Here is a 13735-nt window from a genome sequence, read left to right on the forward strand (position 1 = left end):
CCTCGATCTGCGAGTGGTCGTCCTGGCTCTCGTTCAGCGGGATGCGGATCTTGCCGCAGGGGCTGGTCATGGCCTTGGACAGAAGGCCCGTCTGGGCGCCCTCGATGTCGAAATAGCGGACCTCGCGGAAGTTGAAGATCCGCTCATAGAAGTCCGCCCACCTGGCCATGTTACCGCGGAACACATTGTGGGTCAGATGGTCGAGATAGGTCAGGCCAACGCCCTTGCCGGCCTCCGCCTCAGCGGCGCCGGGGATGGGGACAAAGTCGACGTCGTAGATCTCCTGAGCCCCGTAGCGGTCCACCAGATAGAGGTTCGAGCCGCCGATGCCCTCGATGGCCGGGATGTTCAGCTCCATGGGTCCCACGGGCCCCTGGACCGGGGTCGCCCCACGCTCGATCGCGAGCGCCAGCGCCTTGCCCGCGTCGCGCACCCGGAAGGCCATGGCGTTGGCCGAGGGACCGTGCACTTCACGGAAGTCGGCCGGCTGGCCCGAAGGCTCCATGTTGAGCAGGAAGTTGATGTCCCCCTGGCGATAGCGGACGACGGTCTTGGACCTGTGCCGCGAGACGGCGGTGAAGCCCATCAGGTCGAACAGGCCGCCCAGCCGCTCGGGCTCGGGAGAGGTGAACTCGACGAATTCGAAGCCGTCTGTGCCCAGCGGGTTCTCGAACAGGTCGGGGGTTGTGGTCGGCGCGGGCGCAAGCTTAGCCATGAACGTCTCCTGCCAGCGAGATAGTATCATATGCAACTATCAACCCGGCGGCGGCGAGAGACAAGCCACCGCGTCCCTGCTAGCAAATGGAGGGTCGCTAGCCAGCCGGGCTTGCGCTTTCTTCAGTCCCCCGTGGCTTACAGGCCGAATATGCAGTTCAATCGGACTCCATGATCAAAGGTCTCGACCCGATCCTTCATCGCTGGCGGCTTTCGGCCCTGGTGGCCTCGGCCGGCATGCTGGCCATCGCCCACGGATTCCAGACCTTTGGCGAACTCGCCCCCTGCGCCCTGTGCCTGCGCCAGCGGGAGGTCTACTGGGTCGCCGTTGGCCTGGCGCTGGCGGGCATGATCCTCACCCGGCTGCAGGGCGGCGCGAAATTCCGCCCGGCGTTTAATCTTGGCCTCGCCGTGGTGTTCGCGGTGGGCTTCGGTGTCGCGGCCTATCATGCCGGCGCGGAGTGGAAATGGTGGCCCGGCCCGTCCACCTGCGCCTCGACCGGCGCCGCCGTCAGCCTGGAGGCCCTGACAGGTCTGCTGGACGGCGCCGCCGTCCGCGCCCCGGCCTGTGACGAAGCGCCCTGGGTGTTCGCCGGCCTGTCCATGGCCGGCTGGAACGCCCTGATCTCCCTGGCCCTGGCGGCGCTGAGCCTGGCGGCTGCGTTTTATGAAAGAGGCAAGCGATGAGCGCGAAGCCCATTCCCGCCCGTCCTGGCGCCGGAACCCTTGAAGCCCGGCTGGCGGAAATCCTGCGGGTCGATCACGCCGGCGAACTGGGCGCGGTCCATATCTATCAGGGCCAGCGCGCTGTGCTGGGCGCGGCCAAGGACAAGGCGCGGATCGCCGCCCAGCTGGAGGAGATGGAGGGGCACGAGGCCGTCCATCTGGCCCGCTTCGACGCCCTGCTGAATGAACACGGCGTGCGCCCCACGGTCATGACGCCCCTGTGGCGTCTGGCCGGCTTCGCCCTGGGCGCCGGCACGGCCCTGATGGGGGAGAAGGCGGCCCATGCCTGCACCGAGGCCGTGGAGTCGGTGATCGAGCAGCACTATGCCGGTCAGGTGGCCGAACTGGCCGAACGCGAGCCGGAGCTGGCGGCGGAACTCTCCCGTTTCCGGGACGAGGAGCTGGCCCACAGGGACCTGGCGGTCGAGGAAGGCGCCCACGGCGCGCCGGGCTACGGCCTGCTGTCGGCGATCATCCGAGCCGGATGCCGTACGGCCATCAAGATCAGCGAGAAGGTCTGAGGGCGACAGAACGTCCCGACAAGAAAACGGCCCCGCCTGAGCGGGGCCGTATCGTCGTCACTCGGATCAGGGCGCCGGCGGGGCGCCGGTGGCCGGCGAGGTGGCCGCCCCATCCATGGCCGCGGGGTCATTGACCGGAGGCGGGGTCATGCCGTCGGCGGGCATGGCCGGATCCATCGCCGGATCCGTGGTCGCGGGCGGCATGGGCTCGGCCGGGGTGGTGGTCATGCTGTCGGCCGGCGCGGGCGTCAGGTCCGCGGTGTCGCCCGCATTGTTGTCAGAACAGGCGGCGAGCGTCAGCGCGGCGAGGGCGCCGACGGTGAAGGTGGAAAAGGTGCGAATGCTCACGGTTTTTGGCTCCCTGGGGCGAATTGCCTTTTCCCGGAACGCACGATCACAAGGCCGTGTTCCCAGCTTTTTAGCCCGATTGGGCCAAGGGCGCCCGGAACCGGGAATGTTTCGCTGATCGGCGGTGGATTTCGCGCAGCGCCTCGTCTAGGCGAGTCTGAACGCCAGTGGAGGACGAGATGAGCACCAAGGTTCGCAAGGCTGTGCTGCCGGTTGCAGGACTAGGGACCCGGGTCCTGCCCGGCGCCAAGACCACGCCGAAGAACATGCTCAACGTCTTCGACCGTCCCATCCTGTCCTACATCGTCGAGGAGGCCCGCGCCGCGGGGATCGAGCACTTCGTGTTCATCGTGGGCCGCGGCCAGGGGGCGATCGAGGACTATTTCGACGCCTCCCCCGAGATCGAGGGCGCCCTGGAGGCCAAGGGCAAGGCCGACATCCTGGCCGAGGTTCGCCGCGACCTGCCCCAGCCTGGCCAGATGAGCTTTGTCCGCCAGATGGCGCCCCTGGGCCTGGGCCACGCCGTCTGGTGCGCCCGCGACATCATCGGCGACGAGCCGTTCGCCGTGATCTTGCCTGACATGCTGATGGCCGCCGACACCCCGACCCTGGCCCAGGCCGTGGCCGCCTATGATCAGGTGGGCGGCAATATCATCGTCGTCGAGCCGGCCCCCGAGGGCGAGGCCCACAAGTACGGCATCGTCGACCTTGAGAGCCAGAAGGGCCGCATCAACCGCATGCGGGGGATGGTGGAAAAGCCCGCTCCGGGGACCGAGCCCTCGAACCTGTTCATCAGCGGCCGCTACATCCTGCAGCCCGACATCTTCCCCTTGCTGGAAAAGCAGGGGAAGGGCGCCGGCGGCGAGATCCAGCTGACCGACGCCATGGCCGAGCTGATGAAGGTCCAGGACTTCCATGCCCTGGAATATGAGGGCGTGACCTATGACTGCGGGGACAAGATCGGCCTCCTGCGAGCCAATGTGGCCTTCGCCCTGCGCCATCCGACATTTGGCGGAGCTGCCCGAGAGGCGATTACGGCCCTGCTCTGATAACCCGCGGAACGTCTGAACCCTGACCTCTTGAGCCCGTTCTGACGGACGACGCTTTCACAACGCCCCGGCGTTTGTTAGCCCTGGCGCAGGTGAAACCTGTACGGATCGGAGCGGCGATGCGCGTACTCATTCTCGGCGGTGACGGCTTTTGCGGATGGCCTACAGCCCTCCACCTCTCGGCCCGTGGCCATGACGTGGCGATCGTCGACAACCTGTCCCGACGCCGCATCGATGACGAACTGGGGGTTCAGTCCCTGACCCCTGTGCGCGACATCCAGGCGCGGATCGCCGCCTGGAAAGAGGTCTCCGGACATGAGATCGGCTTCCACGACATCACGGTGGGCAAGGACTACGACGCCCTGCTCGAGCTGCTGACCAGCTGGCGGCCCGACTCCATCGTCCACTTCGCCGAGCAAAGGGCCGCGCCCTATTCGATGAAGTCGGCCAAGCACAAGCGCTATACGGTCGACAACAATCTGAACGCCACCAACGACGTCCTGGCGGCCATCGTCGATTCTGGCCTCGACATCCATCTGGCCCACCTGGGGACGATGGGGGTCTATGGCTACGGCACGGCGGGCGCGGCGATCCCCGAGGGCTATCTGACCGTCAAGATCGAGACCCCGGACGGTTGGGTTGAACGGGAGATCCTTTATCCGGCGAATCCGGGGTCGATCTACCATATGACCAAGACGCAGGACGCCCTGCTCTTCCAGTTCTACGCCAAGAACGACCACCTTCGGATCACCGACCTGCACCAGGGCATCGTCTGGGGCACCCAGACCCAGGAGACCCGGCAGGACGAGCGGCTGATCAACCGGTTCGATTATGATGGCGACTACGGCACGGTTCTGAACCGCTTCCTGATGCAGTCGGCGGTGGGCTATCCCCTGACCGTCCACGGGGCCGGCGGCCAGACCCGGGCCTTCATCCATATCCAGGACACGGTGCGCTGCGTCGAACTGGCGCTCGCCCACCCGCCCGAACGCGGGGACCGGGTGAAGGTGATGAACCAGATGACCGAAACCTGGAGGGTCCGGGACCTGGCGCAGATGATCGCCAGGCTGACCGACGCCGAGGTCGCCCATCTGCCCAACCCCCGCGCCGAGGCCGACGAGAACGACCTGGTGGTGGAGAACAAGTGCCTGCTGGACTATGGCCTCAACCCCATCCGGCTCGAGGATGGCCTCCTGATGGAGGTCGCCGAGATCGCCCGGGCCTATGCTGACCGCGCCGATCTGAGCAAGATCCCCTGCCACTCGCACTGGAACGCCGAGCGCGCGGCTGCGGCCAGCGCGCCGGGCAAGGCGGTGGCGGCGGAATAGGGCCGTGCGGCTCTTCACCTTCGGCTACGGGTTCTCAGCCCAGGCCCTGGGGACGCGACTGATGGCCCTGGGCTGGAGCCTGGCGGCCACCTATCGCCGAGCCGAAGACGCCGAACGGCTCAAGGCGCTGGACGTCGAGGCGGTTTCCGTAAGCGATCCGGCGGCCCTGGCCGAGGCGGTGAAGGCCGCCGACGCGGTCCTGGTCACCGCGGCCCCCGACACCGAGGGCTGCCCGGGCCTGCGCGCCCTGGTTCCGGCCATGGCCAGGGCCGGGGCCTTTCCCGACTGGCTGGGCTATCTCTCCACCACCGGCGTCTATGGGGATCGCCAGGGGGGCTGGGTCTTCGAGACTGGCCGTCTGGCGGCCCAGTCCATGGAGGGCGCCCGCCGGGTCGCCGCCGAACGGGACTGGCTGGACGTGGGCAAGGGCATGGGCCTGACCACCGCCATCTTCCGCCTGCCCGGCATCTATGGCCCGGGGCGCTCGACCTTCGATCGGCTTCGGGCCGGCCGGGCCAAACGGATCGCCGCGCCAGGCCAGGTCTTTTCCCGCATCCATGTGGACGACCTGGCCGCAGGCCTGGCCGCCTCCATCGCCCGGCCGCGGGCCGGCGGAATCTACAATCTCTGCGACGACGAACCGGCCCCCAACAGCGCGGTGGTGGCCTATGCGGCGGAGCTGCTCGGCCTGCCCGTTCCCCCGGAAATCCCGGTGGAGGCGGCGAACCTGGCGGGGCCTGCGCAGCGCTTCTATGCCGAGAGCAAGCGGGTCTCCAACGCCCGGGCCAAGGCCGAGCTCGGCTGGCGACCGGCCTATCCCACCTATCGCGAAGGCCTGAGCGCCATCCTTCAGGCCGGGGGCTGAACCAGCTCCTCCACCGCCGCGATCAGGCGGGCGAGATCCTGGGGCCGCGACAGGCGGTGGTCGCCGTCCTCGATCAGCTGGAAGACCACGTCGGAGCCCTTGATCGCCTGGGCCAGCTCCAGGGCGTGGCGCCAGGGCACGTCCGGATCCTCCCCGCCCTGCAGGATGCGCACCGGCGCGGTCACCGGAACCGGACCCGGGAGGATCGACCAGCGATCGCCATCCTCCAGCAGGTTGCGGGTGATCGGATAGGGCGCGCCATAGTCCGAGGGGCGCATCCAGACGCCGGTCTCCTCCAGCGATCGCCGGGCCGCCGCATCGATCTCCGGACCCATCAGTTTTTCGGTGAAGTCCGGGGCCGGGGCGACCAGCACCAGACCCTGCACCGGCTCGGGCCGGACCATGGCGACGAGGCAGGCGATCCAGCCCCCCATGGACGAGCCGACCGGAACGACCGGCCCCGGCGCCAGCTCGTCGAGAACGGCGAGCGCATCCTCCCGCCAGCGGGTGATCGTGCCCTCGGCGAAGTCACCCTCGGACTCTCCGTGACCGAAATAGTCGAAACGCACATAGGCCCGGCCGGTCGCCTGCGCCCACTGCGCCAGGGCCTGCGCCTTGGTCCCGGCCATGTCGGACCGGAAGCCGCCCATCCAGACCACGGTGGGCCCCTCGCCCGCCACGCGGCGCCAGGCCAGGTCCGCCCCGTCGGGCCGCTTCAGCATGCCAGTCTCTTCGCCCATGAGGGTCTATAGCGCGGGTCCAGGCGCCTTCCCAGGTGGTGCGGGGTTTACCAAGCCGTGTTCTGCGTTATGCAGGGCGCCGTGACATTGCCCCCGGACTTCACGCTTCTGCAGGTCGTGCCCGAGCTCGACACGGGCGGAGCCGAACAGACCACGATCGATGTCGCCCACGCCATCGTGCGGGCCGGCGGCAAGGCGCTGGTGGCCACCCGTGGGGGGCGCATGGCCGCGCGGCTGGAGTCCGACGGCGGCCGGCTGGCCCAGATGCCGGTGCAGACCAAGAATCCCCTGGTGATGCTGGGCAACGCCGCCCGGCTGGCGGACCTGATCCGCCGCGAAAAGGTGAGCCTGGTCCACGCCCGGTCCCGCGCCCCGGCCTTCTCGGCCCTGTGGGCGGCCCAGGCCACCGGCACGCCCTTCGTGGCCACCTATCACGGGGTCTACAACGCGCGCTCCAGCCTGAAGCGCTGGTACAATGCGGTGATGACCCGGGGCGATCTGGTGATCGCCAATTCCGACTTCACCCGCGACCACGTGCTGGCCGAACACCAGCTCGATCCGGCCCGTATCGTCAGCATCCCCCGCGGCGTCGACCTGGAGCGCTTCAATCCCAACTGGGTCACGCCTGAGCGGGTAGAAACCCTGCGCCAGGCCTGGAACGTCGCGCCCGACCCTACCCGCACCACCTTCCTGCTGGCCGCCCGCCTGACCCGTATCAAGGGCCACGGCCCGGTGATCGAGGCCTGCGCCCGGCTGAAGGCCCAGGGCCGCGAGGACTTCCGTCTCCTGCTGGTCGGCGACGACCAAGGGCGGGTGGCCTATCGCGCCGAGCTGGAGGCTCAAATCGAGGCGGCCGGGCTCGGCGATCAGGTGAGGCTGGTGGGCCATTGCGACGACATGCCGGCGGCCTATCTGCTGGCCGACGTGGCCATTCTGCCGTCGATCGTGCCGGAGTCCTTCGGACGGACAGCGGTGGAGCCCCAGGTCATGGGCCGGCCGGTCCTGGCCTCGCAGCTGGGCGGCATGATCGAGACCGTGATTCCCGGTGAAACCGGCTGGCTCATTCCCCCTGGCGATGTCGACGCCTGGACCGCAGGCCTGGCCCGGGCGATCGAGGCCGGCCCCGTCCGCCTGGCCGCCATGGGCGCCGCCGCCGCCAACCGGGCGCGCCAGCTCTATTCGGTGGACGCCATGTGCGCCGCCACCCTTGAGGCCTATCAACGGGTTCTGGAGGCGCGCGCCTGATGGCCCCTCGCGAGATCAAGAAGGTTCTGGTCATCAAGCTGTCGGCCATGGGGGATTTCATCCTCGCCCTGGCGGCGGCCAAGAAGATCCGCCAGGCCCATCCGAAGGCGCAGATCACCCTGCTGACCACCCCGCCGTTCGAAGGGCTGGCCAAGCTCTGTCCCTATTTCAACGCCGTGGAGACCGACGGGCGACCGGAGGGACTTGGCGACTGGCTGGCCCTGGTGGGACGCCTGCGCAAGGCGCGCTACGACCGGATCTACGACCTGCAGACCTCGTCCCGGTCGAGCATGATCTTCTATGGCCTGTCGCCCTTCGCCCCGGAGTGGTCCGGGATCGCCGCCGGCTGCGCCCTGCCCCATCGCAATCCGCGGCGCGACCAGATGCACACCCTGGAGCGGCATGCCGACCAGTTGAAGGCCGCCGGCATATGGCCCGACGCGCCCACCGACCCCGGCTCGGCGCCTGGTCCCGACGTCTCCTGGATCCTGCGCAAGGTCGAGGCCCCGCGGCCGGTGGCCGGCGGGATCGAGGCCAGGCCCTATGTGCTGATGGCGCCCGGCGGCTCGGCCCATCGGCCGGAGAAACGCTGGCCCATCGAGAGCTACGCCCAGCTGGCGCGCGAGCTCTATGATGTCGGGTTCGACATCGTCGTGGTCGGCGGCCCCCAGGAAAGCGCCCTGGCTCGCACCATTCAGAAGTCGGTCGGCAAGGCCCGCGACCTGACCGGGCGCACCGATCTCGCCCGCATCGCCATGCTGGGCGCCCGCGCCGCCCTGGTGGTCGGCAATGACACCGGACCCGTTCACCTGGCCGCCGCCGCCGGGCCGCCGACCCTCGTGCTGTTCTCCAAGGCCTCCGATCCGATTCTGTCGGCGCCCCGGGGGCATGTGGCGGCTCTGCAGGCTCAGGACCTGGCCGACATGCCCGTCGCGCAGGTCATGCAGGCCGCCCGCGCCCTGACGCGGTTTCCGGGCGGGGCGAATGCTTGATCGCGTCCAGCGCCATCGTCATATAGTCTGTCGTTCGGTGAGCGCGCCCGCGCGCCCCCACGACGTTCGTCACTGAAACAGACTTAGGAGCTTTGCCTATTCGCCGCCCCATGCAAGCGCCGCCCCAAAAGGAAGGGCCGCGCATCAACGAGGACATCCGTGTTCCGCGCGTCCTGCTGATCGATCAGCAGGGCGAAAAGCAGGGCGTCATGCCCACGTCGTCCGCTCTCGAAGCGGCCGCGGAAGCTGGCCTCGATCTGGTGGAGATCGTGCCCAACGCGGATCCGCCCGTTTGCAAGATTCTGGACTATGGAAAGTTCAAGTTCCAGGAACAGAAGAAGAAGAACGAGGCGCGCAAGCGGCAGAAGGTGGTGGAGATCAAGGAGATCAAACTCCGCCCCAACATCGACACCCACGACTACGAGGTGAAGTCCCGCTCGATGCACCGCTTCTTCGAAGAGGGCGACAAGGTGAAGGTCACCCTGCGCTTCCGCGGTCGCGAGCTGGCTCACCCGGAACTCGGCATGAAGCTCCTGCAGAAGGTCAAGGCCGACTTCGAGGAAGTGGCCAAGGTGGAATACGAGCCCCGGATGGAAGGCCGCCAGATGATCATGATCCTGGCGCCCCGCTAGAGCCGGGCGATCTTAACGACAGATGAAGGGCCGGCGGCGACGCCGGCCCTTTTTTGACGCCGGCATCAAAGGCGCGAGGCGGACTGACGCGGGCCTCAGAAAATCTCGTTACGAGAGGCCTTGCCGGAATTCGAGGCTGCGCCTAACAACCCCGCCATGTCGAAGACTGCGCGTAGCGCGGCGACTCCGTCCGCTATGGCTGCGCCGTCGCTGATCGCCGTGATCTTTATCAATATGCTGGGCTTCGGGATCATCGTTCCGTTGCTGCCCTTCTACGCCAAGTCGTTCGACGCCCCGGCCTGGCAGATCGCCCTGATCTTCTCCGCCTATTCCGCCGGCGCCTTCTTCGGCGAGCCCTTCTGGGGCCGGCTTTCAGACCGTTATGGCCGCAAGCCGGTCCTGATCAGCACCATCGCCGGCAACTGCCTCTGCTATCTGGCCCTGGCCTTCGCGCCCAATGTCTGGATCGCCCTGGCCGTGCGGTTCCTGGGGGGCCTGGCCAGCGGCAACGGCTCGGTGATCCAGGGCTATATCGCCGACGTCACCCCGCCAGAGAAGCGTGCGCGCCGCATGTCCCACATGGGGGCGGCGTGGAATGTCGGCCTGATCGTCGGCCCGTCGGTCGGCGGCATCTTCGCCCACCCCGAGGCCGGGCCGCTGGGCTTCCGCCTGCCGCTGCTGATCGCCTCGGGCCTGGCGGCGGCCTCGGCCCTGTCGATCCTGGTCTTCATCCGCGAAAGCCGCGCCCGGCAGGAAGTCTTTGAACACCAGCCCAGCCGCTGGTCGGCCATCGGCGAGGCGGCCAGCCACCCCGTGGTCGGGCGCCTGATGCTGCTGACCTTTATGGTCGGCTTCGCCTTCACCGGCGTCGAATCGATCTTCGGCCTCTGGACCCAGGCGCGCTTCGACTGGGGTCCGCGGGAGATCGGCGTCTGCTTCGCCTTCGTGGGCGTCTGCGCGGCCACCACCCAGATGTTTGTCACCGGCCGCCTTTCGGAGCGCTATGGCGAGGGCAAGATGCTGGCCGTCGGCATGGGCCTGACCATGGTGAGCGCGCTCGCCCAGCCCTTTGCGCCCAACGGCACGGTGGTCATCGCCCTGATGTGCTGCATGGCCGTGGGCCAGTCGGTGGCCTTCCCCAATGTCAGCGCCCTGATCTCACGCACGGCCGACCCGCACCGCACCGGTCAGATTCTGGGGCTGAACAACGCCATGGGCGCCCTGGCCCGGGTGATCGGCCCCTTCTGCGCAGGCCTGGCCTTTGCGGGCATCTCCATCAGCGGCCCCTTCTTCATCGCCGCCCTCATGCTGGCGCCGGCCATATGGCTGGCCCTGGCCGCCAGCCGGCGCGCGCCGGCCCTGGAAGCCCAGGTTGAAGACCTGGCTGAAGTCGAGGCCAGTCGGCCGTGACCTCCGAGGCGCCCAAGGATGATCCCCGGGCGCTGATCGTCCTATTGTCGGTCATTTTTCTCAACATGGCGGGCTTTGGCCTGGTCATCCCGCTGCTGCCATTCTTTGGCCAGGCGTTCGACGCCCCAGCCTGGCAGATCACCCTGATGTTCTCGGCCTTCTCGGTAGGCCAGTTCATGGGCGAGCCCTTCTGGGGCAAGCTTTCGGACCGCATCGGCCGGCGCCCGGTTCTGATCCTCACCACCGCTGGCGGGGCGCTGGCCTATGTGGCCCTGGCGCTGGCGCCCGGCATCTGGGCGGCGCTCGCCGTTCGCCTGGTGAGCGGCTTCCTGTCCGGCAATATCTCGACCCTGCAGGGTTATCTGGCCGATATCACCCCGCCCCTCCAACGGGCCGGGCGCATGGGGATCATGGGATCGGCCTTCTCGCTGGGCTTCATGGTGGGTCCAGCCTTGGGCGGCCTGCTGGCCCGGCCAGAGCTTGGGCCGACAGGCTTCCAGATCCCCCTCTATGCGGCCGCCGCCTTCGGCCTGGCCTCGGCGCTCGGCGTCGTGCTGTTCATGCGTGAGACCATCGTTCCGCAGGCCAAGGGCGCAACCCGGCCGCCCACCGCGCCGCGGGGCTTGGTCCTGCGGGAGGCCCTGGCCGATCCGGTGATCCTGCGGGTCTTCCTGATCAGCTTCGTGACCATATCGGGCTTCGCCGGCATCGAGGCCACCTACGGCCTCTGGACCGAGGCCCGCTTCGGCTGGGGTCCGCGGGAGATCGGCCTGGCCTTCATGCTGGCCGGGGTGATCGGCGTGGTGGCCCAGGGCTCGCTGACCGGCCTGCTGGTGCGCCGCTATGGCGAGGGCCGCGTCCTGCTGGCCGGCCTCTGCCTGATGTTCGTCGGCATGCTGACCCAGTTCGCCGCCGTGGGCTGGCCCATGGCGGTCCTGGGCCTGGCCATCGTGGTCTTTGGCCAGTCGCTCACCTTCCCCAACCTGGTGGCCCTGATCTCCATGGCCACCCCGGCCGAGCGACAGGGAGAGGTGCTGGGACTCAACATGTCCAACAGCGCGCTCGCCCGCATCGGCGGACCGGTGCTGGCCGGCCAGCTCTTTTCGCTGGTGGCGCCGGGGGCGCCCTTCGCGCTGACGGCCCTCCTGATCCTGCCGGCCATCTGGCTGTGCCTGCAGATCATGGCCAGGGTCCCCGACCGCAGAGCCTGAACCGCCGACCAAGGCACGGGTCAGACTTGCCTTTTGTCCGAGCCTGGCGTAAGCACCCGCCCCTTCGGAGCCGTCTGGCCAACAGGCATGCCAGGACGGCTCATCAATACGCCAGAGGACGGGGCGCCTGGCGCTCCGCAAGTGAAATGCCGAAACTGAAGACGAAGTCAGGCGCCAAAAAGCGCTTCAAACTGACGGCGACCGGCAAGATCAAGGCCGGCGTCGCGGGCAAGCGCCACCGTTTGATCAGCCATAACAGCAAGTACATCCGCCAGAACCGGGGTACGAAGGTGATGAGCGCGGCTGACGCCAAGATCATCAAAACCTACCTGCCCTACGGCCTGTGATCGGGAGCGCATAAGATATGGCACGCGTCAAACGCGGTGTGGTCGCCCACGCCAGACACAAGAAGGTTCTCGAGCAGGCCAAGGGTTTCTACGGCCGCCGCAAGAACACCATCCGGACCGCCAAGGCCGCCGTCGACAAGGCCGGCCAGTACGCTTACCGCGACCGCAAGGTGCGCAAGCGTAACTTCCGCTCGCTGTGGATCCAGCGGATCAACGCCGCCGCGCGTCTGGAAGGCATGACCTATTCGACCTTTATCTTCGGCCTCGACAAGGCCGGGATCGAGATGGATCGCAAGGTGCTCGCCGACATCGCGGGCAATGATCCGACCGGTTTCAAGGCCATCGCAGACAAGGTTCGCGCCTCGCTGGCTTAAGGATTGCGGGGGGTCTCCGACCCGCCTCCGATCTCACAGAGAAGCCCTCCGGCGCCGCCGCCGGAGGGCTTTTTGCTGCGCGCCCTTCCCGCCGATACGACCACGCGATAGAGCACCCAGGCCATGACCGATCTCAACACCCTGAAGACCGACCTGATCGCCCAGGTGGAGGCCGCGCCCGACGCCGCCGCCCTGGAGGCGATCCGCATCTCAGCCCTCGGCAAGAGCGGCCAGATCTCCGAGCTGCTCAAGTCCCTGGGCAAGATGAGCCCGGACGAGCGCCGCGAGCAGGGGCCGCTGATCAACGGCCTGCGCGACGCCGTCGCCGCCCGCATCGCCGAGCGCAAGGCGCAGATGGAGGCCGCCGAGCTGGATCGCCGCCTGGCCGCCGAGGGCGTCGACCTCTCCCTGCCCGCCCCGCCCCGGCGCCGCGGCAGCGTCCATCCCACCATGCAGGTGATGGACGAGATGGTCTCGATCTTCGCCGAGATGGGCTTCTCGGTGGCCGAGGGGCCGGACATCGAAACCGACTTCAACAACTTCACCGCGCTGAACTTCCCCCCCAAGCACCCGGCGCGGGAGATGCACGACACCTTCTTCATGGCGGCTGACGAGGCCGGCGAGCGCAAGGTGCTGCGCACCCACACCAGCCCGGTGCAGGTGCGGGTGATGCGCCAGATCAACGAGAAGGTCCCGGCCTGGGTCGCCACCGGCCAGGCGCCGCCGATCCGTGTGGTGGTCCCCGGCCGCACCTATCGCTGTGACTCCGACGCCACCCACACCCCCATGTTCCACCAGATGGAGGGGCTGGTCATCGACCGGGCGGTCCATATGGGCCACCTGAAATGGACGCTGGAGACCTTCATCTCGCGGTTCTTCGAGACCGAAGGCGTGGTCAGCCGCTTCCGGCCGCATCACTTCCCCTTCACCGAGCCCTCGGCCGAGATGGACGTCCAGTGCGACCGCTCCGGCGGCGACATCAAGATCGGCCAGGGGACCGACTGGCTGGAAGTGGTCGGCTGCGGGATGGTGCATCCCAATGTGCTGCGCAATTGTGGCCTGGATCCCGAGATCTGGCAGGGCTTCGCCTTCGGCTTCGGCGTCGATCGGCTGGGGATGCTGAAATACGGCATGCCCGATCTGCGCGACATGTTCGCCGGCGACACCCGGTGGCTGGGCCACTACGGCTTCTCGCCCTTCGCCGCCCCCAACCCGGCCACGGGCCTGAGCTGA

16 protein-coding genes are annotated in these 13735 nt (G+C 68.1%); 13 read left to right on the plus strand and 3 right to left on the minus strand.

Annotated features, from left to right (window positions below):
• Window positions 1-715 (minus strand): 4-hydroxyphenylpyruvate dioxygenase family protein (locus Q7S93_RS08730; protein WP_304713498.1); only part of this gene is annotated, 715 nt, incomplete at its 3' end.
• 170 nt (window positions 716-885) lie between these two features.
• On the opposite strand from Q7S93_RS08730, the gene Q7S93_RS08735 reads away from it, so the two are divergent.
• Together Q7S93_RS08735 and Q7S93_RS08740 are read left to right on the plus strand one after the other, a co-directional pair.
• Window positions 886-1401, plus strand: a complete 516-nt coding sequence (locus Q7S93_RS08735; protein ID WP_304713499.1) for a disulfide bond formation protein B — start codon at window positions 886-888, stop codon at window positions 1399-1401.
• Complete coding sequence (locus tag Q7S93_RS08740) at window positions 1398-1961, plus strand: demethoxyubiquinone hydroxylase family protein (RefSeq protein ID WP_304713500.1); 564 nt, start codon at window positions 1398-1400, stop codon at window positions 1959-1961. Before Q7S93_RS08735 ends, Q7S93_RS08740 begins: the two co-directional genes overlap by 4 nt.
• Window positions 1962-2027: 66 nt before the next feature.
• Here the strand turns inward: Q7S93_RS08740 and Q7S93_RS08745 are convergent, their stop codons facing one another.
• Complete coding sequence (locus Q7S93_RS08745; protein WP_304713501.1) at window positions 2028-2309, minus strand: hypothetical protein; 282 nt, start codon at window positions 2307-2309, stop codon at window positions 2028-2030.
• 179 nt (window positions 2310-2488) lie between these two features.
• On the opposite strand from Q7S93_RS08745, the gene Q7S93_RS08750 reads away from it, so the two are divergent.
• The 3 genes from Q7S93_RS08750 to Q7S93_RS08760 all read left to right on the plus strand — a co-directional run bounded on the left by Q7S93_RS08750 (window position 2489) and on the right by Q7S93_RS08760 (window position 5551).
• On the plus strand, window positions 2489-3358 hold the full coding sequence (locus tag Q7S93_RS08750; protein ID WP_304713502.1) for a UTP--glucose-1-phosphate uridylyltransferase: 870 nt from the start codon (window positions 2489-2491) through the stop codon (window positions 3356-3358).
• A gap of 119 nt (window positions 3359-3477) precedes the next feature.
• Window positions 3478-4686: an NAD-dependent epimerase/dehydratase family protein gene (locus Q7S93_RS08755; protein WP_304713503.1), complete on the plus strand. Its 1209-nt coding sequence runs from the start codon at window positions 3478-3480 to the stop codon at window positions 4684-4686.
• Between the two features lie 4 nt (window positions 4687-4690).
• Window positions 4691-5551 carry an SDR family oxidoreductase gene (locus tag Q7S93_RS08760; RefSeq protein ID WP_304713504.1) on the plus strand — a complete coding sequence of 287 codons (861 nt, stop codon included), beginning with the start codon at window positions 4691-4693 and terminating at the stop codon, window positions 5549-5551.
• Here Q7S93_RS08760 and Q7S93_RS08765 read toward each other — a convergent pair.
• The gene (locus tag Q7S93_RS08765) at window positions 5536-6291 is read right to left on the minus strand and encodes an alpha/beta fold hydrolase (RefSeq protein ID WP_370652108.1); all 756 of its coding nucleotides are present in this window, start codon (window positions 6289-6291) and stop codon (window positions 5536-5538) included. The two genes, Q7S93_RS08760 and Q7S93_RS08765, sit on opposite strands and share 16 nt — an antisense overlap.
• Before the next feature lie 81 nt (window positions 6292-6372).
• Between Q7S93_RS08765 and Q7S93_RS08770 the strand changes: the two genes are divergently transcribed.
• The 8 genes from Q7S93_RS08770 (at window position 6373) to pheS (ending at window position 13735) form a co-directional block, all read left to right on the plus strand.
• A complete protein-coding gene (locus Q7S93_RS08770; protein WP_304713506.1) occupies window positions 6373-7536 on the plus strand; it encodes a glycosyltransferase family 4 protein in 1164 nt (387 codons plus the stop codon).
• A complete protein-coding gene (locus Q7S93_RS08775) occupies window positions 7536-8528 on the plus strand; it encodes a glycosyltransferase family 9 protein (protein WP_304713507.1) in 993 nt (330 codons plus the stop codon). Before Q7S93_RS08770 ends, Q7S93_RS08775 begins: the two co-directional genes overlap by 1 nt.
• A gap of 110 nt (window positions 8529-8638) precedes the next feature.
• The gene (gene infC / locus Q7S93_RS08780; RefSeq protein ID WP_304713508.1) at window positions 8639-9160 is read left to right on the plus strand and encodes a translation initiation factor IF-3; all 522 of its coding nucleotides are present in this window, start codon (window positions 8639-8641) and stop codon (window positions 9158-9160) included.
• Window positions 9161-9280: 120 nt separating this feature from the next.
• Window positions 9281-10570: an MFS transporter gene (locus tag Q7S93_RS08785; RefSeq protein ID WP_441339427.1), complete on the plus strand. Its 1290-nt coding sequence runs from the start codon at window positions 9281-9283 to the stop codon at window positions 10568-10570.
• Entirely contained in the window at window positions 10567-11781 is a 1215-nt protein-coding gene (locus Q7S93_RS08790) for an MFS transporter (RefSeq protein WP_304713510.1), read from the plus strand. The genes Q7S93_RS08785 and Q7S93_RS08790 overlap by 4 nt, the downstream gene beginning before the upstream one ends.
• A 146-nt stretch (window positions 11782-11927) precedes the next feature.
• On the plus strand, window positions 11928-12128 hold the full coding sequence (gene rpmI / locus Q7S93_RS08795; RefSeq protein ID WP_304713511.1) for a 50S ribosomal protein L35: 201 nt from the start codon (window positions 11928-11930) through the stop codon (window positions 12126-12128).
• A gap of 17 nt (window positions 12129-12145) precedes the next feature.
• Window positions 12146-12502 carry a 50S ribosomal protein L20 gene (rplT, locus tag Q7S93_RS08800; protein ID WP_304713512.1) on the plus strand — a complete coding sequence of 119 codons (357 nt, stop codon included), beginning with the start codon at window positions 12146-12148 and terminating at the stop codon, window positions 12500-12502.
• 123 nt (window positions 12503-12625) lie between these two features.
• The gene (gene pheS / locus Q7S93_RS08805; protein WP_304713513.1) at window positions 12626-13735 is read left to right on the plus strand and encodes a phenylalanine--tRNA ligase subunit alpha; all 1110 of its coding nucleotides are present in this window, start codon (window positions 12626-12628) and stop codon (window positions 13733-13735) included.

It is taken from the genome of Phenylobacterium sp. (assembly GCF_030646615.1).
In the GTDB taxonomy this organism is placed as follows: Bacteria; Pseudomonadota; Alphaproteobacteria; order Caulobacterales; family Caulobacteraceae; genus Phenylobacterium.